19 protein-coding genes and 1 riboswitch are annotated in these 19783 nt (G+C 70.8%); of the genes, 10 read left to right on the top strand and 9 right to left on the bottom strand.

The features are described from left to right. Positions 1-173 precede the first annotated feature (173 nt). From sigR to ABT127_RS20210, 8 genes are all read left to right on the top strand, one after another. Complete coding sequence (gene sigR / locus ABT127_RS20245; RefSeq protein ID WP_351451648.1) at positions 174-848, top strand: RNA polymerase sigma factor SigR; 675 nt, start codon at positions 174-176, stop codon at positions 846-848. Beyond that, positions 845-1135: a mycothiol system anti-sigma-R factor gene (rsrA, locus tag ABT127_RS20240; RefSeq protein ID WP_351451645.1), complete on the top strand. Its 291-nt coding sequence runs from the start codon at positions 845-847 to the stop codon at positions 1133-1135. Before sigR ends, rsrA begins: the two co-directional genes overlap by 4 nt. A gap of 202 nt (positions 1136-1337) precedes the next feature. After that, entirely contained in the window at positions 1338-2651 is a 1314-nt protein-coding gene (locus ABT127_RS20235) for an HD-GYP domain-containing protein (RefSeq protein WP_351451642.1), read from the top strand. A 203-nt stretch (positions 2652-2854) separates the two neighbouring features. Next, a complete protein-coding gene (locus ABT127_RS20230) occupies positions 2855-4036 on the top strand; it encodes an HD-GYP domain-containing protein (RefSeq protein ID WP_351451775.1) in 1182 nt (393 codons plus the stop codon). 105 nt (positions 4037-4141) lie between these two features. Continuing rightward, a complete protein-coding gene (locus ABT127_RS20225; protein WP_351451640.1) occupies positions 4142-5122 on the top strand; it encodes a tetratricopeptide repeat protein in 981 nt (326 codons plus the stop codon). A 121-nt stretch (positions 5123-5243) separates the two neighbouring features. Then, entirely contained in the window at positions 5244-5897 is a 654-nt protein-coding gene (gene def, locus ABT127_RS20220; protein WP_351451638.1) for a peptide deformylase, read from the top strand. Positions 5898-6179: 282 nt separating this feature from the next. Continuing rightward, complete coding sequence (locus tag ABT127_RS20215) at positions 6180-7265, top strand: terpene synthase family protein (RefSeq protein ID WP_502971746.1); 1086 nt, start codon at positions 6180-6182, stop codon at positions 7263-7265. Then, entirely contained in the window at positions 7262-8668 is a 1407-nt protein-coding gene (locus ABT127_RS20210; RefSeq protein WP_351451635.1) for a bifunctional albaflavenone monooxygenase/terpene synthase, read from the top strand. Before ABT127_RS20215 ends, ABT127_RS20210 begins: the two co-directional genes overlap by 4 nt. Before the next feature lie 6 nt (positions 8669-8674). On the opposite strand, the gene ABT127_RS20205 is transcribed toward ABT127_RS20210, so the two are convergent. After that, positions 8675-9637, bottom strand: coding sequence for a helix-turn-helix domain-containing protein (locus tag ABT127_RS20205; RefSeq protein WP_351451632.1), 963 nt, complete (start codon positions 9635-9637; stop codon positions 8675-8677). 93 nt (positions 9638-9730) lie between these two features. Between ABT127_RS20205 and ABT127_RS20200 the strand changes: the two genes are divergently transcribed. Beyond that, positions 9731-9898, top strand: coding sequence for a hypothetical protein (locus tag ABT127_RS20200; protein ID WP_351451629.1), 168 nt, complete (start codon positions 9731-9733; stop codon positions 9896-9898). On the opposite strand, the gene ABT127_RS20195 is transcribed toward ABT127_RS20200, so the two are convergent. Genes ABT127_RS20195 through ABT127_RS20185 form a run of 3 tightly spaced genes read right to left on the bottom strand, consistent with a single transcriptional unit; the run spans position 9880 to position 14155 of the window. Then, positions 9880-10716 (bottom strand): class I SAM-dependent methyltransferase, encoded by an 837-nt coding sequence (locus ABT127_RS20195; protein ID WP_351451626.1) that lies wholly within the window; start codon positions 10714-10716, stop codon positions 9880-9882. The genes ABT127_RS20200 and ABT127_RS20195 overlap by 19 nt on opposite strands. Positions 10717-10775: 59 nt before the next feature. Beyond that, positions 10776-11795, bottom strand: coding sequence for a ribonucleotide-diphosphate reductase subunit beta (locus ABT127_RS20190; RefSeq protein ID WP_351451623.1), 1020 nt, complete (start codon positions 11793-11795; stop codon positions 10776-10778). Next, entirely contained in the window at positions 11795-14155 is a 2361-nt protein-coding gene (locus ABT127_RS20185) for a ribonucleoside-diphosphate reductase subunit alpha (protein ID WP_351451620.1), read from the bottom strand. The genes ABT127_RS20190 and ABT127_RS20185 overlap by 1 nt, the downstream gene beginning before the upstream one ends. 125 nt (positions 14156-14280) lie before the next feature. Next, positions 14281-14418, bottom strand: a riboswitch (cobalamin riboswitch). A 75-nt stretch (positions 14419-14493) separates the two neighbouring features. Here ABT127_RS20185 and ABT127_RS20180 point away from each other — a divergent pair. Then, entirely contained in the window at positions 14494-15324 is an 831-nt protein-coding gene (locus ABT127_RS20180) for a hypothetical protein (protein ID WP_351451617.1), read from the top strand. A 3-nt stretch (positions 15325-15327) separates the two neighbouring features. Here ABT127_RS20180 and ABT127_RS20175 read toward each other — a convergent pair whose 3' ends face one another. The 5 genes from ABT127_RS20175 to ABT127_RS20155 form a co-directional block, all read right to left on the bottom strand. After that, on the bottom strand, positions 15328-16308 hold the full coding sequence (locus ABT127_RS20175; RefSeq protein WP_351451614.1) for a nucleoside hydrolase: 981 nt from the start codon (positions 16306-16308) through the stop codon (positions 15328-15330). A 101-nt stretch (positions 16309-16409) separates the two neighbouring features. Next, positions 16410-18029 (bottom strand): monocarboxylate uptake permease MctP, encoded by a 1620-nt coding sequence (mctP, locus tag ABT127_RS20170; protein WP_351451611.1) that lies wholly within the window; start codon positions 18027-18029, stop codon positions 16410-16412. Further along, positions 18026-18292: a DUF3311 domain-containing protein gene (locus ABT127_RS20165; protein WP_351451608.1), complete on the bottom strand. Its 267-nt coding sequence runs from the start codon at positions 18290-18292 to the stop codon at positions 18026-18028. Before ABT127_RS20165 ends, mctP begins: the two co-directional genes overlap by 4 nt. 119 nt (positions 18293-18411) lie before the next feature. Next, a complete protein-coding gene (locus tag ABT127_RS20160; protein ID WP_502971742.1) occupies positions 18412-18618 on the bottom strand; it encodes a YbdD/YjiX family protein in 207 nt (68 codons plus the stop codon). A gap of 251 nt (positions 18619-18869) precedes the next feature. Further along, complete coding sequence (locus ABT127_RS20155; protein WP_018535186.1) at positions 18870-19634, bottom strand: GntR family transcriptional regulator; 765 nt, start codon at positions 19632-19634, stop codon at positions 18870-18872. Positions 19635-19783 lie beyond the last annotated feature (149 nt).

The raw sequence follows: 19783 nt of genomic DNA, 5'->3' as shown, positions 1-19783 counted from the left end.
TCCGCCGCATGGGTTCGACCATCTGCCCCAGTCGCAGCACCGCTCCTGACCTGGAGTGGAGCGTGCTGTCGGCTGCCAAGACCGCTCCTATTCGGGCGGCGGGCGGACCGGATCGTCGTCTATCCTCCGATTCGGGTGGAGCCTTCCCGGGTTCCACGACGTCGCTTGAGGAGGTGGGTCCGGTCACAGGGACCGACGCAGGGACCGAACACGGCCAGCCCGACGAGCGGCCCGAGCCGGCGGAGACCGCCACCGAGCGCAGTGCGCGCTTCGAGCGGGACGCGCTGGAGTTCCTCGACCAGATGTACTCGGCCGCGCTGCGCATGACGCGCAACCCCGCCGATGCGGAGGACCTGGTGCAGGAGACGTACGCCAAGGCGTACGCGTCGTTCCACCAGTTCCGCGAGGGCACCAACCTCAAGGCGTGGCTGTACCGGATCCTCACGAACACCTTCATCAACTCGTACCGCAAGAAGCAGCGCGAGCCCCAGCGCAGTGCCGCCGAGGAGATCGAGGACTGGCAGCTGGCGCGTGCCGAGTCGCACATGTCGACCGGTCTGCGCTCGGCCGAGTCGCAGGCGCTCGACCACCTGCCCGACTCGGACGTGAAGTCGGCGCTGCAGGCGATCCCGGAGGAATTCCGCATCGCGGTCTATCTCGCCGACGTAGAGGGCTTTGCGTACAAGGAGATCGCGGACATCATGGGGACACCCATCGGGACTGTGATGTCCCGGCTCCACCGGGGACGCCGCCAGCTGCGCGGCATGCTGGAGGACTACGCCCGCGACCGTGGGCTCGTCCCGGCCGGCGCCGGAGAGTCGAACGAAGCGAAAGGCTCGGGCTCATGAGCTGCGGAGAGCCGCACGAGACGGACTGCGCGGAAGTCCTCGACCATCTCTACGAGTTCCTCGACCACGAGATGCCGGACTCCGACTGCACCAAGTTCGAGGTGCACTTCGAGGAGTGCTCCCCGTGCCTGGAGAAGTACGGCCTGGAGCAGGCCGTGAAGAAGCTGGTCAAGCGGTGCTGCGGCTCGGACGACGTGCCCAGCGACCTGCGGGCCAAGGTCATGGGGCGGATCGAAGTGATCCGCTCCGGCCAGGGCGCGCCCGACGAGGGCACCCCGCTCGCCTGAGCCCGGCGGCCCTCCTCCCATCGTCGTAGCCAACTGCCCCACCTCGTGTGGCAGTTGGGAGACAGTTCGCCGTCAGTTTCACTCGATCGTGCTAATCCAGGGCCCTCTGTCCCGGTATTCGACGTGATGGCGCCCGGGCGGCGCGTCCCGCGGCCTAATCTCTGGTCTCCGTGAACGGAACGTCACGGGGAGGGAGTTGGGCATGCGGTCGGTTACGCCGATGGCCGGTGCGTATGTGCTCCTGACGGCGGGCGCGGGCGCCTTCTGCGCGGCGCCCGCCTTCACCCCCGGTACCTCCTGGCCCGCCGTCGCGCTGCTCGCGTGCGTGTACGTGGGCTGCGGTCTGGCCGGGCGCGGCCCCCGGGGCATGGGCACGTTCTACCCCGTACTGCTCGCAGGAGCGTTTCTGCTGCCGCCGTCGGCCGCGGCGCTCGTCGCCGTCCCCGGCGCCCTGCTCGGGCCGGTCGAGCAGCGCCCGAAGTGGCTGCGCCGCGTGTGGCGGGCGGCTCAACTCGCGGTCGCCGTACGGGCGTCCGCACAGGTCTTCGAGATGCTCGGCGGGCCCGGCGCGGTCTCCGGTCCCCGGTTCCCGTACGCGCTGGTACCCGGCGGCGCCGCCGTGCTCGTCTTCTGCGCCGTGCTCGCCGTCCTCGACGGGGGGATCCTCGCCGTCGCCGAGCGCGTTCCGCCGCGCAGCGCCTGGCGCGGCCTCTTCCTGCGCTCCCTCGCGCCGGTGGCCGTGCACGGACTCGCCGCACTGATGATGGCGGTGCTCTGGACGAGTTCGTACGGGCCGGTGGCCGCGCTGCTCGTCGTGCTGCCGATGTGCATCTCCTGCTGGGTGTTCGCCCAGTACCAGCGCGAGCGCTCCGCCCACCAGGCCACCATCCGCGCCCTCGTGCAGGCCGTCGACATCAAGGACGGCTACACGCGCGGGCACAGCGAGCGGGTCGGGCAGGCGTCCATGATGATCGCCCGTGAGCTGGGGATGCCCGGCGAGCGGGCCGAGGTGCTGCGGTTCGCCGGGATCCTGCACGACGTCGGGAAGCTCGGCGTGCCGACGCGGCTGCTGCGCAAGGACGGACCGCTGACCCCCGAGGAACGCAAGGTCATCGAACTCCATCCGGAGTACGGGCACGAGATGGTGCGCGGCATCGGCTTCCTGGGGGAGGCGCGGGCCGCGATCCTGCACCATCACGAACGGCTGGACGGGAGCGGCTATCCGTACGGGCTCGTGGGGACGCAGATTCCCGAGTTCGCCCGGGTCGTGGCGGTGGCCGACGCCTTCGACGCGATGACGTCCACGCGGACGTACTCGCGGGCGCGGCCGGTGCCGGTGGCCGTCGCCGAGCTGGAGCGGTGCGCGGGGACGCAGTTCGATCCGGTGATGGTGGGGGCGCTGGTGCGGGCCCTCGACCGGGAGGGATGGCATCCGACGGTGACGGCGGACGAGGCGGGCGGGGTTCCCGGGGCCCGGGCCGAGGCGGTGCCGCTGCGCGGGGCTTCGGCGCGGTGAGCGGGAGCCGGCCCGACGGGCGGGCTGCCGGCGCCGAGGGTGCCGTGCCGGGGCTGCGGCCGGAGCCCGAAGGGGGCGCCCTCGGCGCCGGGGGCCGCCTTGCCCACCCTGCCGCCCTTGGCGGCAGACGGCCCAAGGCCGGGGTGGCGCCCGGGTTCGTCGTAGGGGTCTATGTCGTCGCCGCGCTCGTCAGCCTCGTCGCGATGGTGGCCACCGTCGCGCGCGGAGCCGACGAGCGCGGCGTCGCGCTCGGGTTCGGGGTCCTGGTCGCCGTGGGGGAGCTGGCGCGCTGGGGCGGGGGCGGGGACCGCGAGTCCGCGCCGCTCGGCGCCGCGGGCGCGCTGGCGTACGCGCTGCTGGGCTCGGTCGCCGGACACGGCACGCACCACGGGGTGCTCCAGGTCGTCGCCGTCGCCGTGGCCGGCGCGCTCGTCGGCTGCGTCCCGCACGTGGCCCGGGGCCACGGGCCCTCGCTCGACCACATGGCGCGGCGCGTGCTGACCGTCTGGTTCGCCGCCGCCTGCTTCCAGCCGCTGTACAACCGGGGCAAGGTCGAGGAATGGTTCGGCGACGGCGCGTTCTTCGCGCTGTTCGTCGTCGGGCTGCTGGCGCTGACCGGGCTGTGCGACGCCGTGCTCGCCGCCGCCATGGCGCACGCCCGCACCCGCTGGCCGTTCGGGCCGCTGCTGCGCGACGAGATGCGGGCCATGCTCGGTATCGGCACCGCCGTCGGCGCGACCGGGGCCGTCCTCGCGCTGGCCGTGGCGGTCGCCGGACTGTGGGCGCTGCCCGTCATCAGCCTGCCGCTGCTCCTGACCCAGCTGGCCTTCCGGCGCTACTCCGCGGTCCGCGCCACGTACCGCCAGACCATCGCCTCGCTGGCCCGCGCCACCGAGATCGCCGGATACACCCCGCACGGGCACGCCCACCGGGTCGCGGCGCTGAGCCGTGCCACGGGGCGCGAGCTGGGGCTCTCCGGGCCGGACCTGACCGTTCTGGAGTACGCGGCGCTGATGCACGACATCGGGCAGCTCTCGCTCGTCGACCCGGTGCGCGACGGGGCGACCGCGACCCTGCCCGTCACCCAGCAGCGCCGGATCGCCCTCCTCGGCGGCGCCGTCGTCCGGCAGACCGGGGTGGACGCCAAGGTGGCCGTCGTCGTCGAGCGGCTGGCCGATCCGTACCGGGAACAGCCGCTCGCCGCACGGATTGTGCGGACAGCGAACGCATACGACGAGATGGCCAGGGGAACGGGCCCCCAGGGGCCCCTCGCCGCCCTGGAAGAACTGCGTCTGGCCACCGGCAGGGAGTACCAGACGGAGGTCGTCGAGGCACTGGCCAGAGTGGTGTCGCACCCTGGTCTGAGCCTAGGGTCGGCGGGGTAACCCATGGGTAATGAGCGGGTCTCCGACCGTCCGTGGTTGGATGCAAAAGAGCGACCAAAGAGGGGGTCCGGGGGCACGGGCCTCAAGTATCGGCAGGCGGGAATCGTGAGGATCTTCGGCAAGGGACGGCACCGGCCCTCCGCCTCGTGGCGGCAGGCCACAGATCGTGCGTTCACGCTGATCGGCGACGGGCGGTACGAGGACGCGGGGGCACTGCTCACCCGCGCCGCCGACCTGGAGCCGTGGCTCTCGGAGTCCTGGTTCAACCTCGCGCTGCTGCACAAGTTCCGGCACGACTGGGAGCAGGCGCGGACCGCCGGACTGCGTGCCGTCGCCCTGCTGGACCGCGAGACCGGCGCACCGGACTGGTGGAACGTCGGGATCGCCGCCACCGCCCTCCAGGACTGGCCGCTGGCGCGGCGGGCCTGGCAGGCGTACGGGCTGCGGGTGCCCGGCGGGGCCACCGCGGCCGGCGAGCCCACGGGCATGGAGCTGGGCAGCGCCGCCGTGCGGCTCTCGCCGGAGGGCGAGGCCGAGGTCGTGTGGGGGCGCAGGCTCGACCCCGCGCGCATCGAGGTGCTGTCCATCCCGCTGCCCTCCTCCGGGCGGCGCTGGGGCGAGGTCGTCCTGCACGACGGGGTGCCGCACGGCGAGCGGACCACCACCGCCGGGCACTCCTTCCCGGTCTTCGACGAGATCGAGCTGTGGGCGCCCTCGCCCGTGCCGACCTGGGTCGTGCTCCTGGAGGCCGCCACCGAGTCCGACCGGGACGCCCTGGAGCGGCTGGCCGCCGACGCCGGTTTCGCCGCCGAGGACTGGTCCTCGTCGGTGCGGCTGCTGTGCCGGATGTGCTCGGAGTCCCGGATGCCGTCCGACGAGGGCGACGAGGAGCACCTCGACCCGCACGACCACAGTGAGCCGGGGCATCCCGGGCCGCTGGGGCATCGCACCGACGGGCAGCTGTGGGTGCCGGAGCGGGAGTGCGGGGTGGCCGCGCCGGCTTCTCTGGTGCGGGGGCTGCTCGACGGGTGGGTCGCCGATTCGCCGGATTCGCGCGACTGGCGGGATCTTGAAGAGGTGTGCTGAGGCTCGCGGTCGCTGACGGCCGGTGGGGCTTCTCGCGCAGTTCCCCGCGCCCCTGGCGGGGCGCTTCCCCCCGTACCCTGTAGAGGTAACCCCCGTATTCCCAGGAAGGCTCACGTCCGTCATGGCTCAGCAGGACACCGACGATCAGCAGCACGGCGGCGTGCTTCCCGTCGACGACGAGGGATTCGTCGTCGACACCGAGGACTGCGAGGCGCGCGAGGCGGCCTACCGGGAGCGGGGCACCTCGCGGCCGATCACCGTCGTCGGGAATCCGGTTCTGCACAAGGAGTGCAAGGACGTCACCGAGTTCGACGACGAGCTGGCCCGGCTGGTCGACGACATGTTCGCCAGCCAGCGCACCGCCGAGGGCGTCGGCCTCGCCGCCAACCAGATCGGCGTGGACCGCAAGGTCTTCGTGTACGACTGCCCGGACGACGAGGGCGTGCGCCACACCGGCGTCGTCTGCAACCCGGTGCTGCGCGAGCTGCCCGCCGACCGGCGCCGCCTCGACGACTCCAACGAGGGCTGCCTGTCCGTCCCGACGGCGTACGCCGAACTGGCCCGCCCCGACTACGCCGTGGTCACCGGGCAGGACGAGAAGGGCAACCCGATCACCGTGCGCGGCACCGGCTACTTCGCGCGCTGCCTCCAGCACGAGACGGACCACCTGTACGGGTACCTCTACATCGACCGGCTGTCGAAGCGCGAGCGCAAGAACGCCCTGAAGCAGATGGAAGAGGGCACCCCGCGCTACCCCGTGGTCGCCAACGACTGACGCACGCCCCGCCCCGAAACGGCGCCCGGCCCGGAGAGATCCGGCCGGGCGCCGTTCGTGTGCGTGGGTGTGCGCCCGCGTGTGCGAACAGGATCAGCCCCACATGATTCAGATCCGGTCATGTAAGGGGACGAATCCGGTGACTAGGGGTAGTGAGGGGAGCAAATCCGTTCCCAGAACGGTCAGTTGTGGTGCTGAATAGAAAGCGCGGGGATACGCAACGGCGCGCGCCCGGCACTGCGGGAGGGGTGTACGCCTTCGGCCGACAGAGAGGGGTTGTTCGTGCCTGCCTATCCACATGCTCCACATGCGGCAGTACCGCCGGCGCTGGCACTACCGGTGATCGAGGACGCGTTTCCTCGCAAACTGCATCCGTATTGGCCAAAGCTCCAGGAGAAGACGCGTACCTGGCTGCTCGAAAAGCGGCTCATGCCCGCCGACAAGGTGGAGAAATATGCCGACGGTCTGTGCTACACGGACTTGGTCGCTGGCTACTACATGGGTGCGCCCGACGACCTCCTCGCGGCGATAGCCGACTTCAGTGCGTGGTTCTTCGCCTGGGACGACCGGCACGACCGTGACGTGATCCACGGCAGGGCCGCCGACTGGCGCCGCCTCGCCGTCCAGCTGCACGCGGCCACGGAGGCCCCGCAGCTGCACCTGGACCACCCGGATCCACTGGTCGCGGGGTTCGCGGACTGCTTCGACCGGTTCTACGGCCGGCTCGGCAGGTCCTGGGACGCCCGGTTCGCCCGCCACTTCCACGTGGTGATCGACGCGTACGACGAGGAGTTCCGCAATCGGATGTCGGGGACCGTGCCGACGGTCGACGAATACATTCGTCTGCGGCGGCGGACTTTCGCCCACTGGATCTGGATCGATCTGCTCGAACCGGTCGCCCAGTACGAACTCCCCACCTGGGTGCGGAAGAACGATGCATTCATGCGGGCCACACTCGCGACCCAGGATTTCTCCGCGTGGTACAACGACCTCTGCTCACTGCCCAAGGAACTCGCGGGGCAGGAATTGCACAACCTCGGGATAAGCCTCATCAAACATGAGGGAATGTCCGTGGGGGAAGCCGCGAAGGAAGTCCACCGCAGGGTTCAGGGAACCATTTCGGATTTCCTCGCGGCGGAACAGGAGATCGAGCTGACCGTGGTCTCCGCGGAACAGATAGGACCGCACGGAAGGGAACTCGCGGCGGCCATCAGGTCGTGCGTCGAGAACATGCGGAACTGGTTCAGTTCCGTGTACTGGTTCCATCATGAATCGGGGCGCTATCAGGTCGACACCTGGGACGACCGGGCCACCCCGCCGTACATCACCGACACGCCCAGGACCGATCAGGTGGGTGACCGCGCATGAGCCTCGAATCCACGTTGCCGAACCAGGCACACATACCGGACAGGGAGCCGGAGCCGCGGCCGGAGCCGACCACACCGCCACCCGCTCCCGGCGGCGCGCCCCTCGTCGGCCACGCCTGGAACCTGCTGCGCGACCCGCTCGGCTTCCTCACCTCGCTGCGCGACGGCGGCGATGTCGTGCGGATCAGGCTGGGCCCCAGGACCGCCTACGCGGTGAACTCCCCGGAGCTCGTCGAACGGCTCCTGCGGAGCCCGGACTTCCTGGTCGGCGGGGCCCTGTGGGACACGCTCGGGGTGCTGCTCGGCCAGGGCGTGGCGACCAGCAACGGAGCGCGGCACCGGCGTCAGCGCCGCGCGTTGCAGCCCGCGTTCCGGCCGGACCGGATCGCCGAGTACGGGGTGCTGATGGCTGAGGAGGCGCAGCGCACCGCCGACGGGCTGCGCCCCGGGCAGACCGTCGACATCGCGGGCGAGATGTTCCGCACCGCGACCCGCACGGCGGCCCGTTCGCTGCTGTGCGTCGAGGCGCTGGACGAGCGCGCCGAGCGGCTCTGCACGGCTCTCGGCACGGTCTTCGACGGTATGTACCGGCGGATGATTCTGTCCGTCGGACCGTTCTACCGGCTGCCACTTCCGGCCAATCGTCGATTCGCGCGAGCATTGGCCGATTTGCATCGGCTGGTCGACGAGATCATCGCCGAACGAAGGGGAGTGGCGGCTTCGGGAAGCAATCCCGACGACCTCCTCACCACATTGCTTCAGGCCCGCGACGAGAACGGCGAACTGGTCCCCGAACAAGAGGCCCACGACCAAGTCATCGCGCTGCTGGTGGCCGGTGGCGAGAATGTGGCGAAGACTTTGGCGTGGACCCTGCAACTTCTCGCCGAACATCCCGAGCACGAAAGGCGCTTGTACGAGGAAGTTGAATCCGTCACGGGTGGCCGGCCGGTCGCTTTCGGCGACCTCAAGGACCTCGCATATATGCGGAACCTCATCACCGAGTCGATGCGGATTCGCCCGGCGGCCTGGATATTCACCCGGGTCGCCGCCGCCGACACCGAGCTCGGCGGATACCGGATTCCGGCCGGGACCGACATCTTCTACAGCCCGTACGCGATGCAGCGCGACCCGCGCTCCTTCGAGGACGCGCTGGACTTCGACCCCGACCGCTGGCTGCCGGAGCGCCGCACGGCGGCCGCGCGGACCGCGCACCAGCCCTTCGGCACCGGCAACCGCAAGTGCCCCGGCGATCACTACAGCATGACCGAACTGGCCCTGACCCTCGGCACCTTGGTGGCCAAGTGGCGGTTCGTGCAGGTACCGGAGACGGATTCGACGCCACGCCTCGGCATCACGCTGCAGCCCAGGAGGGCCGTGCTGCGCGTGGAGGCGCGGAAGCCCTAGCCGCCGCTAGCCGGCCAGTCGTACCCGGAAGGTCCGGCGGAAGGCGTTCGGCGTCGTGCCGAGCACCTTCATGAACTGGTGGCGCATCGCCGCGGCGTTGCCGAATCCGGCGCGTCCGGCGATGGCGTCCACCGTCTGGTCCGTGCCCTCCAGCAACTCCTGCGCGAACAGCACCCGCTGGCGCAGCAGCCAGCGGTAGGGCGTGGTCCCCGTCTCCTGGAGGAAGCGGCGGGCGAAGGTGCGCGGCGACATGTGCGCCCGCGCCGCCAGCTCCTCCACGGTCACCGGGTCGGCCAGGTGCCGCTCCATCCAGGCCAGCACCTCGCCGACGGTGTCGCAGCGCGTCGTCGGCAGCGGCCGCTCCACGTACTGGGCCTGGCCGCCGTCGCGGTGCGGCGGGACGACCATGCGCCGCGCGATCGTGTTGGCCACCTCGGCGCCGTGCTCGGTGCGCACGATGTGCAGACAGGCGTCGATGCCCGCGGCGGTGCCGGCCGAGGTGATCACCGAGCCCTCGTCGACGTACAGCACGTCCTGGTCGACGCGGGTGCGCGGGAACTGCCGGGCGAGCTCGTGCGCGTACCGCCAGTGGACCGCGCAGCGGCGTCCGTCGAGGAGCCCGGCGGCGCCCAGCACGAACACGCCCGCGCAGAGGCTGAGCACGCGCGCTCCGCGGTCGACCGCCTGGCGCAGCGCGTCGAGGAGGTCCGGCGGGTAGGAGTCGAAACGCCGTCCCGCCGAGGGGATCGTGATGAGGTCGGCCTCCGCCAGCCGTTCGAGTCCGTAAGGGGTGGAGATCGTCATGCCGGGGACATGGGTGGTCAGGGACGGGCTCTCCGCGGAGACCACCGCGAAGTCGTACACGGGCAGTCCCGCGTCGCCGCGGTCGAGGCCGAACACCTCGCAGACGACGCCGAGTTCGAAGGGATGCACACCGTCGAGCAGCACTGCGGCCACGTTCTTCAGCATGCCGACCAGTGTGCCGCAGAGTTGGCAGGATTTCACGGTCTGATGACAGTCCTGCCACTGCCGCGAGGGTCGTGGCCGGGCCAGAGTAGAGGCATGAACACAGCGATGAACTACCTGACCGTCCTCTTCGTCCTCCTGCTCCTGGCCGGTCCCTCCCTGTACGGGATCGCCCGCGACCGGCGCATCGACCGCGAGATCCGCGCCGCCCGAGAGGCCCGCGAGACCGAGGAGCGGCGCTCCCGCTACACGGCCGCCGCCTGATCCGGCCGCCGTCCGAAAGCCAGCAGATGCGAACTCGCCACCGTCAGCTCGGGATGCGGCTCGGCCAGCCGGGCCGCCGCCAGAGCGGACCTGAACAGCTCGGAGTCCGGAGCGGGACGGCGGCCGGTGGCCAGCTCGGCGGCCTTCAGGGCGCCGTCGCCCGGACCCTCCACGCCGTACACCCGGACGTCGGCGAGGCCCGCCGCCCGTAGCTCGTCCGCCAACTGCCCGGTGCCGTGGAAGTAGGCGCTGGTGAAGTGCTCGCCCTCGTTGCGCCCGGTGGCCACGACCCGTCCGACCCGCTCCGGCAGCCCGTCCCGGTGCAGCCGCCCGTGCCCCATGTGGTCGAAGAGCGGCGCGAACCGCTGGATCCCTGCCGCGACCACCGCTCCCCCCGGCTTCACGACCCGCAGCGCCTGCGCCAGCGCCCGCTCACGGTCCGCGAGTTCGGGCAGATGGTAGAGCGGACCGAGGAGCAGTACGGCGTCGTACGAGGAGTCGGCAGCGGTCAGCGCCCGCGCGTCCCCGACCTCGACCGTGTACGCCCCGCTCGCCTCGCGCGCCTGGGCCACGTGCCGCTCGACCGGGTCGACGAGATGCACCCGGTACCCGTCCTGCGCCAGCCACCGCGCATGCACACCGGGCCCGCCTCCCACGTCCAGGACGGACGCGGGGGCGGGCGGCAGATGGCGGCGCAGCAGCTCCTGGGTGCGGACGAGCTCCAGGACCCCGCACGCGGAGTCCGCGAGCCGGCTCTGCTCGTCGTAGTGGTCGGAATAGAACTCCGCTATCTCCTGGGCCAGTTGGGGTGTCGTCATGCACCGAGTCTGCCGACGCCAGGAGGGCGGGTCACGTCGATTTCACGGCGCGGGCCGGATCAGAACTCCTCGTCGAAGCCGACCGAGCCCTCGACCGCGACCTGGTACGCGGACGGGCGGCGCTCGAAGAAGTTGGTCAGTTCCTGGACGCCCTGGAGCTCCATGAAGGCGAACGGGTTCTCCGAGCCGTAGACCGGCGCGAAGCCCAGACGCTGCAGGCGCTGGTCGGCGACGCACTCCAGGTACTGGCGCATCGAGTCGGTGTTCATGCCCGGCAGGCCGTCACCGCACAGGTCGCGCCCGAACTGCAGCTCGGCCTCGACCGCCTCCCGCAGCATGTCGGTGACCTGCTGCTCCAGCGCGTCGTCGAAGAGGTCCGGCTCCTCCTTGCGGACGGTGTCGACCACGTCGAAAGCGAACGACATGTGCATCGTCTCGTCGCGGAACACCCAGTTGGTGCCGGTGGCCAGGCCGTGCAGCAGGCCGCGGCTGCGGAACCAGTAGACGTACGCGAAGGCACCGTAGAAGAACAGGCCCTCGATGCACGCGGCGAAGCAGATCAGGTTGAGCAGGAAGCGCCGGCGGTCCGCCCTGGACTCCAGGCGGTCCAGCTTCTCCACCGAGTCCATCCACTTGAAGCAGAACTCGGCCTTCTCGCGGATGGACGGGATGTTCTCCACCGCGGCGAAGGCCGCCGTCCGGTCCTCCGGGTCGGGGAGGTAGGTGTCGAGCAGCGTCAGATAGAACTGGACGTGCACGGCCTCCTCGAAGAGCTGGCGCGAGAGGTAGAGCCGCGCCTCGGGGGAGTTGATGTGCTTGTACAGCGTCAGGACCAGGTTGTTCGCGACGATCGAGTCACCCGTCGCGAAGAACGCGACCAGGCGGCCGATCATGTGCTGCTCACCGGGGCTGAGCTTCGCGAGGTCGGCGACGTCCGAGTGGAGGTCGACCTCCTCGACGGTCCAGGTGTTCTTGATCGCGTCGCGGTAGCGCTCGTAGAAGTCCGGGTAGCGCATCGGGCGCAGGGTCAGTTCGAAGCCCGGGTCGAGCAGGTTCTTCTCAGGAGTGGTGTCGGTCATTACTGGCAGGCCTCGCAGGACTCGGGGTTTTCCAGGGAACAGGCGACCGCGTCGGCTTCGGCGGCGGTCTGGGTGGTCTGGGCAGGAACCGACGAGCGGCCGGCGGCCCGGGCGATGCGCGTCGCGGGACGCGAGCGCAGGTAGTACGTCGTCTTCAGCCCCGACTTCCAGGCGTACGCGTACATCGACGAGAGCTTGCCGATGGTCGGCGTCTCCAGGAACAGGTTCAGCGACTGGGCCTGGTCGAGGAAGGCGGTACGGGCCGCCGCCATGTCGATGAGCCCGCGCTGCGGGATCTCCCACGCCGTGCGGTACAGCGCGCGGACCTCCTCGGGCACCCAGGTGAAGCCCTGCACCGAGCCGTTGGACTCGCGCAGTGCCTCCCGGGTCTGCGCGTCCCACACGCCGAGCGCCTTCAGCTCGTCCACCAGGTACGAGTTGACCTGGAGGAACTCGCCCGAGAGGGTCTCGCGCTTGAACAGGTTGGAGACCTGCGGCTCGATGCACTCGTAGACACCGGCGATCGAGGCGATCGTGGCGGTCGGCGCGATGGCGAGCAGCAGCGAGTTGCGCATGCCCGTCGAGGCGATACGTTCCCGCAGCGCGGCCCAGCGCTCCGGCCAGGTGAACTCGACGTCGTAGTGGTCCGGGTGCAGCACACCGCGCGCGGTCCGGGTCTTCTCCCAGGCGGGGAGCGGGCCGCTGCGCTCGGCGAGGTCCGCCGACGCCTCGTACGCGGCGAGCATGATCCGCTCCTGGAGCCGCGTGGACAGCGCCTTGGCCTCGGGGGAGTCGAACGGCAGGCGCAGCTTGAAGAAGACGTCCTGCAGACCCATCGCGCCCAGACCCACCGGGCGCCAGCGGGCGTTGGAGCGGCCGGCCTGCTCGGTCGGGTAGAAGTTGATGTCGACGACGCGGTCGAGGAAGGTGACGGCCGTGCGGACGGTCTCGTCCAGGCGCTCCCAGTCGATGTCGCCCCCGACCACGAACGCACCGAGGTTCACCGAGCCGAGGTTGCAGACCGCGGTCTCCCCGTCGTCCGTCACCTCCAGGATCTCGGTGCACAGGTTCGAGGAGTGGACCGTGTGGCCGGGCTCCGCGGTCTGGTTGGCGGTGCGGTTGGCGGCGTCCTTGAACGTCATCCAGCCGTTGCCGGTCTGCGCGAGGGTGCGCATCATGCGGCCGTACAGGTCGCGGGCCGGGATGGTCTTGAGCGCCTTCCCCTCGGCCTCGGCCTTCCGGTACGCGGCGTCGAACTCGTCGCCCCACAGGTCGACCAGCTCGGGCACGTCGGCCGGCGAGAACAGCGACCACGGCCGGTCCGCGTCCACCCGGCGCATGAACTCGTCCGGGATCCAGTGCGCCAGGTTCAGGTTGTGGGTGCGCCGCGCGTCCTCGCCGGTGTTGTCGCGCAGCTCCAGGAACTCCTCGATGTCGGAGTGCCAGGTCTCCAGGTAGACGGCGGCCGCGCCCTTGCGGCGCCCGCCCTGGTTCACGGCGGCGACCGACGCGTCGAGGGTCTTCAGGAACGGCACGATGCCGTTGGAGTGGCCGTTCGTGCCGCGGATCAGCGAGCCGCGCGAGCGGATGCGGGAGTACGACAGCCCGATGCCGCCGGCGTGCTTGGAGAGCCGGGCCACCTGGTGGTAGCGGTCGTAGATCGAGTCCAGCTCGTCCAGCGGCGAGTCGAGGAGGTAGCAGCTCGACATCTGCGGGTGCCGGGTGCCGGAGTTGAAGAGCGTGGGGGAGGAGGGGAGGTAGTCGAGCCGGCTCATCAGGCGGTACAGCGCGGCGACCTCTTCGAGCGCGCGCGCCGAGTCGTCCTCGGCGAGACCGGCCGCGACCCGCAGCATGAAGTGCTGGGGCGTCTCGATCACCTTGCGGGTGATCGGGTGCCGCAGGAGGTAGCGGCTGAAGACGGTGCGCAGGCCGAAGTAGCCGAAGCGGTCGTCGGCCGCCCGGTCCACCAGCGCGTCGAGGCGTGCGGCATGGACGCGGACGAACTCGGCGGTGCGGTCCGCGATCAGGCCCTCACGGTGGCCGACGGCGATCGATCCGGTGAACGACGTGACGCCCTGCGAGGCGGCCTCGGCGGCGATGGAGAGCGTCAGCAGCCGCGCGGCGAGCCGGGAGTAGACGGGGTCCTCGGAGATCAGCCCGGCCGCGCCCTCGGTGGCGAGTTCGCGCAGCTCGGCCTCGTCGGCCCGCGCGCTGCGGCCCCGCAGCGCGGCGGCCGCGACCCGGCCGGGATCGGCGGCGGGCAGATCGGCGGTCAGCTCGGTCAGGGTGCGCAGCAACGCGGTACCGGGGGCATCCGCCTCGGCCACGACTGAGGCAGGATCAGCGGGCGCGATGGTCACGGTGGGGCTCTCCCTCGCTCGGCTCGGGGCCCGCGGGGAGACAGTGGCAGGGGCCCGCGCACGGCAGGGCCCGCGTCACCGGCCCATTCCACGAGGCCCGGACGTCGTCGACACCCGGGCCGGGTGGCTCGGGTGTGCCGTCGGCAGGTCTTCGGACTCACGTGGGCGCCTGTACGAGGCTTACGTTCACCGTTGCGGGACAGTTCCGGATTTGCACCGGATTCCCCTGCGCTGACAGCGAGAGCGAGCATACATGTTGTGCCGGGTGTTCGCCGCACCCCCACATCTTGTGTCGGCTAAGGTCTCGCAGTGGGGACGATCAGGGGGAGAGTGGTGCCATGCGCGGGTGGTGGACGGCGGCCGTGGTGCCGGTCCTGGCGGGGCTTCTGGCCGGGTGCGGCGCTGATCGGCAGCAGCGGCCGGAGGGGGCCGAGGCGAAGCGGCCCGCGTCGAGCAGGACCGCGTCCGCCACGCCGACGCGCCCGGAGCCGGCCCGTCCGGAAGTGGTCCTCCCGACCGGCCCGGCGACCGCGCCCGGGCTGGATGCCGCCGCGCCCGGGGCGCGCACCTTCAGCGCCGAGCGGCTGCGGGCCGCGCTGCTGCCCGCGAGCGACTTCGGGCGGGGCCTGGAGCTCGACGAGGTGCTCGCGATGCCGTTCGAGTCCACCCACGAGCAGCGGCGCGGCCGGTGGTCGTACTGCCTCGACAGCACGGCGGACCCGGCGTGGCTCGGCCCGGCCGCCTACCGCGGCACGACGGCCTCCGCCCACGCCTCCTGGGTCGACCGGACGCACGCGCCGCCGCGCGGGCACATCGTGGTCACCGAGCTCCTCGTGTCACTGCGGCCCGCGGCCGCCCGTGAACTGCACCGGGTCGAGCAGGACATCCTGCGCCACTGCCGGGAGTTCGGCTCCGACATGGAGGCGGGCACGGCCACCGAGCGCTACCGCGCGGAGCCGCTGAAGGGCCTCGGCGACGAGGCGTACCTGGAGGTCCAGGACATCGTCTACGAGGGCGACACCAGGACCACGTACACCGCCCACGTCCGGGTCGGCGGCGTCCTCGTCCAGGTCATCAGCGGCGAGGGCACGGACCGCGACGCGACCGTGCGCTGGGCCGCGCGGCTCGCGCGGGAGGTGGGCAGCGGGCTGTACGGGGTGGGGCCGTGACGCTCAGGCGGCGGTCGGCTGCTTGAGGAGGGTGTTCACGAAGTCCTCGGTGAAGTTGCGCGGGCCGGTGCCGAGGGCGACCCGGCCGCGCCGCGCGGTGCGGGCCGCGACCAGCGGGGACTCCTGGTAGTAGGCGCGGGGGTAGTCCGCGTCGTAGGGGATGAACACGGTCTTGCCGCGGGTGAGTTCGGAGCCGCACTCCACCACGACCGTGCCCTCGGCGGCGGTCACGAACGACTCGTCGGCGCACACGCCCACGGCCAGCGGGTCGTGCAGCGGGGAGCCGCCGGTCTCCCGGTAGGCGCCGAGGTAGAAGTCCATCAGGCGGGCGGTGAGCGCCATGCCCTCGCCCGCCGCCCGCAGGGTCTCCAGGTCGTCGGTGGTGAACCGCCAGCCGTGCGTCGCGTCGAGGCCGACCATCGTGTAGGCGATGCCGGAGGAGACGACGAGGTCCACGGCGTCCGGGTCGGCCCAGGCGTTGAACTCGGCGACCGGGGTGATGTTCCCGGGCACGTCGGCGGCGCCGCCCATGAAGACGAGCTTCTTCACGCGCCGCGCGAAGCCGGGGTCCTCGGTGAGCGCGAGGGCCACGTTGGTGAGCGGTCCCGTGGCGCAGACGGTGAGCTCACCCTCGTACTCCCGCGAGAGCCGCAGCAGCGCCTGCGCGGAGGACTCGGCCTGCTCGGGCGCGGTGGAGTCGGGCAGCGTCTCGGCGCCGAGCCCGGAGGCGCCGTGGAACTCCCCGGCCGCCGAGTAGGGCAGCCGGGTGAGCGGGCGGCCCGCGCCGCGGTGCACGGACACGTCGCCGTCGATGCCGAAGGCGCGGGCGAGGGCGCGGCCGTTGCGGAAGGTCTGCTCGGCGGGGACGTTGCCGCCGACCGTCGTGTACGCCTTGAGGTCCCACAGGCCGGTGCCGAGCAGGTACTGGAGCGCTACGGCGTCGTCGATACCGGGATCACTGTCGAGAACGATGGGGGCGGGCACGTTTCCTCCAAGGCGGGTGGTGCGGGGCTGTACCGGGTCACCGTAACGGGACGAGCCCCTCCGGACCGGAGGGGCTCGTCAGGTGGACCGGGGGAGCGGTACTAGTGACCGGCACCGACCGTGGGCAGCTCGGTCTGCACGCCCTTGTCGCCGGCGTCCGCGGTGTAGTCCGACGGCGAGGTCTCGTCGACGCCCTCCGGCGCCTTCACGGCCCGCAGGACGAAGGTGAGGACCACGGTCACGATCACGTTCAGCACGATCGCCGTCATGCCGATGTAGCCGATCTGGCCGATGCCCGGGATCTCCGCCGAGGACCCGCCGAAGTGCTTCTGCGTCGGCGACTCCACCCCGAACGCGGCGAGCGTGCCGTACACCATGCCGACGGCCCAGCCGGCGAGCAGCGCCCAGCGGTGGAACCAGCGGGTGAACAGACCGCCGACCAGGGCCGGGAAGGTCTGCAGGATCCAGATGCCGCCCAGCAGCTGGAAGTTGATGGCGACCGTCTTGTCCATGGTGAGGACGAAGGCGAGGGCGCCGACCTTCACGAGCAGCGAGACCAGCTTGGAGACCTTGGTCTCCTGCTGCGGTGTCGCGTCCGGCTTGATGAAGTCCTTGTAGATGTTGCGCGTGAACAGGTTCGCCGCGGCGATCGACATGATGGCCGCCGGGACCAGCGCGCCGATGCCGATCGCGGCGAACGCCACCCCCGCGAACCAGTCGGGGAACATGTCCTCGAAGAGCTGCGGGATCGCCAACTGCCCGTTCTGCACCTTGATCCCGGCCGCGATCGCCATGAACCCGAGCAGCGCGAGCAGGCCCAGCATGAGCGAGTACAGCGGCAGGATCGTGGTGTTGCGGCGGATGACCTCGCGGCTCTTGGACGACAGGGTCGCCGTGATCGAATGCGGGTACATGAACAGCGCGAGGGCCGAGCCGAGCGCCAGCGTCGCGTACGTCCAGGTCCCGGACGAGCCGGGCGCGAGCGCCCCGACGGGTTTGTCCGTCGCCGGGTTGATCTGCTCGAACTTCTTGCCGGCCGCGGCGAAGATGTCGTCGAAGCCGCCCAGCTTGATCGGGATGTAGATGATGGCCACCGCGATGACGATGTAGATCAGCGTGTCCTTGACGAACGCGATCAGCGCGGGGGCCCGCAGCCCGGAGGAGTAGGTGTACGCGGCGAGCACGCCGAACGCGATCAGCAGCGGCAGGTCCTTGACGAACCAGTTGGTGTTCTCGCCGCCGCCGACGCCCATGACGTCGAGCACGGCCTGGATGCCGACCAGTTGGAGCGCGATGTACGGCATCGTGGCGAGGATGCCGGTGATCGCGACCGCCAGCGACAGGCCCTTCGAGCCGAAGCGTCCGCGCACGAAGTCCGAGGTCGTCACGTACCCGTGCTTGTGCGAGACCGACCACAGGCGCGGCAGGAACGTGAAGATCAGCGGGTACACGAGGATCGTGTACGGCACCGCGAAGAAGCCGGAGGCGCCGGCCGCGTAGATCGCCGCGGGGACGGCCACGAAGGTGTACGCGGTGTAGAGGTCGCCGCCGAGCAGGAACCAGGTGATCCAGGTGCCGAACGAGCGGCCGCCCAGGCCCCATTCGTCGAGCGAGTCGTTCTCGGATCTGCGCCAGCGCGCGGCGAGGAAGCCCATGACCGTGACGGCCAGGAAGAAGATGATGAAGACGGTGAGCGCGACACCGTTGACCCCGTTGTTCACGCCTTGCTCCCCGCGGACCGGTCGGACCTGCGGCCGCGCTGGTCGCGCTGCCACAGCTTGTACGCGGTCATCGTGAGCGCGGTCGAGATCAGCACCCAGAGCATCTGGTACCAGTAGAAGAACGGGATGCCGATGAACGTCGGGTCGATCTTGGCGTAGGAGCTGACCCAGAGCATCGCCACGAACGGCGCGATCAGACACAGTGCAATGACGACGCGGACCGGTGTGATCACCGGTCCGCTCACTTCAGGCGCATCGGACATGACGCGGCTCCGTCCCCTCGCTGGTTCCACTTATCTCATGCTTAACGTGCGGGAAATCTAGGCGAGAGTCTTGCTCCACGGAACCCCCGTCCGCATAACGGACGGGCCACGACCGGCGGTCAGCAGCAGCGGAATCCGTGGCGCGGATCCGATTCCTGACGGTCCGTCCGCATCCGTTCGAACTCCCGGCGCGAGGGCGCGCAGATCTCCGGATGCGCGGTCCGCAGGTGTGCCACATGGCGGTCGTACGCCGCCTCGTCCGTCAACTCGCGGACGTAACCGCGCACTTGCCTGCCGATCCGCAGCACTGCCGACACCAGCGTCACGGCGTTCCTCCCCCTGCCGTGGTGCGCGCCGGGAGTGCCTCGAAAACGATGGCGAAGTGGTACCCGACGGCACGCGGGCCGTCGGCGGTCACCTTCGGGAAGAGTGTCCGAAGGGCGATGGTGCGAGGAGATGCGGTACGCACGAGGTGGTCCCCTCCCGTCCGTGCGGCGACGGGAGGACCGTAGGGCAGAAAGGCGGACGCGCGCTACGGCGCGAACACGGGCACCGCGTAAGGGGGTTGAGGGTTCGATCAGTCCATCGGGCGCTTGAGCCGCGCGACGAACTTGTAGCGGTCGCCGCGGTACACCGAACGCACCCACTCCACCGGCTGGCCCGAGCCGTCGATCGAGTGCCGGGACAGCATCAGCATCGGCAGGCCGACGTCCGTGCCGAGCAGGCCCGCCTCGCGCGGCGTGGCCAGCGACGTCTCGATGGTCTCCTCGGCCTCGGCGAGATGGACGTCGTAGACCTCGGCCAGCGCCGTGTAGAGGGACGTGTACTTGACGAGGCTGCGGCGCAGCGCGGGGAAGCGCTTGGCCGACAGGTGCGTGGTCTCGATGGCCATCGGCTCGCCGCTCGCCAGGCGCAGGCGCTCGATGCGCAGCACGCGCCCGCCGGCCGTGATGTCGAGCAGGCCCGCGAGGGTGTCGTCGGCGGTGACGTAGCCGATGTCGAGCAGCTGGGAGGTGGGCTCCAGGCCCTGGGCCCGCATGTCCTCGGTGTACGAGGTGAGTTGGAGCGCCTGGGAGACCTTGGGCTTGGCGACGAAGGTGCCCTTGCCCTGGATGCGCTCCAGGCGGCCCTCGACGACGAGTTCCTGGAGGGCCTGGCGGACCGTGGTGCGGGAGGTGTCGAACTCGGCGGCCAGTGTGCGCTCCGGCGGCACCGGGGTGCCCGGCGGAAGCGTCTCCGTCATGTCGAGCAGGTGCTTCTTCAGGCGGTAGTACTTGGGCACGCGCGCGGTACGGACAGGCGCCCCGCTCTCGTTCTCCGCACTGCTGACGTCGGTGCTCATGCTCCGCTGCTCCGCCTTCCCGGCTCCTGTGCCGATGCGACCGACGTCCACGCGCATCGGCCACGGCTCCACGGTTCACATCGTGGCACGGCTCGCTGGGTGGGACCCCTCTTCAGGCCCCGCACGCTCCGTGATCCCTCCTTATACCG

The organism is Streptomyces sp. NPDC001904, from assembly GCF_040297005.1.
In the GTDB taxonomy this organism is placed as follows: Bacteria; Actinomycetota; Actinomycetes; order Streptomycetales; family Streptomycetaceae; genus Streptomyces.
Note: the sequence above shows the minus strand (reverse complement) of the source record. Positions and strands in the feature narration are given on the sequence as shown.

Excerpts from the sequence above, each read along its gene's own strand:
- rsrA (WP_351451645.1), top strand. The coding sequence starts at position 845 with ATGAGCTGCGGAGAGCCGCACGAGACGGACTGCGCGGAAGTCCTCGAC.
- ABT127_RS20235 (WP_351451642.1), top strand. The coding sequence starts at position 1,338 with ATGCGGTCGGTTACGCCGATGGCCGGTGCGTATGTGCTCCTGACGGCG.
- ABT127_RS20230 (WP_351451775.1), top strand. The coding sequence starts at position 2,855 with ATGGTGGCCACCGTCGCGCGCGGAGCCGACGAGCGCGGCGTCGCGCTC.
- def (WP_351451638.1), top strand. The coding sequence starts at position 5,244 with ATGGCTCAGCAGGACACCGACGATCAGCAGCACGGCGGCGTGCTTCCC.
- ABT127_RS20210 (WP_351451635.1), top strand. The coding sequence starts at position 7,262 with ATGAGCCTCGAATCCACGTTGCCGAACCAGGCACACATACCGGACAGG.
- ABT127_RS20205 (WP_351451632.1), bottom strand. The coding sequence starts at position 9,637 with ATGCTGAAGAACGTGGCCGCAGTGCTGCTCGACGGTGTGCATCCCTTC.
- ABT127_RS20200 (WP_351451629.1), top strand. The coding sequence starts at position 9,731 with ATGAACACAGCGATGAACTACCTGACCGTCCTCTTCGTCCTCCTGCTC.
- ABT127_RS20195 (WP_351451626.1), bottom strand. The coding sequence starts at position 10,716 with ATGACGACACCCCAACTGGCCCAGGAGATAGCGGAGTTCTATTCCGAC.
- ABT127_RS20190 (WP_351451623.1), bottom strand. The coding sequence starts at position 11,795 with ATGACCGACACCACTCCTGAGAAGAACCTGCTCGACCCGGGCTTCGAA.
- ABT127_RS20180 (WP_351451617.1), top strand. The coding sequence starts at position 14,494 with ATGCGCGGGTGGTGGACGGCGGCCGTGGTGCCGGTCCTGGCGGGGCTT.
- ABT127_RS20165 (WP_351451608.1), bottom strand. The coding sequence starts at position 18,292 with ATGTCCGATGCGCCTGAAGTGAGCGGACCGGTGATCACACCGGTCCGC.
- ABT127_RS20155 (WP_018535186.1), bottom strand. The coding sequence starts at position 19,634 with ATGAGCACCGACGTCAGCAGTGCGGAGAACGAGAGCGGGGCGCCTGTC.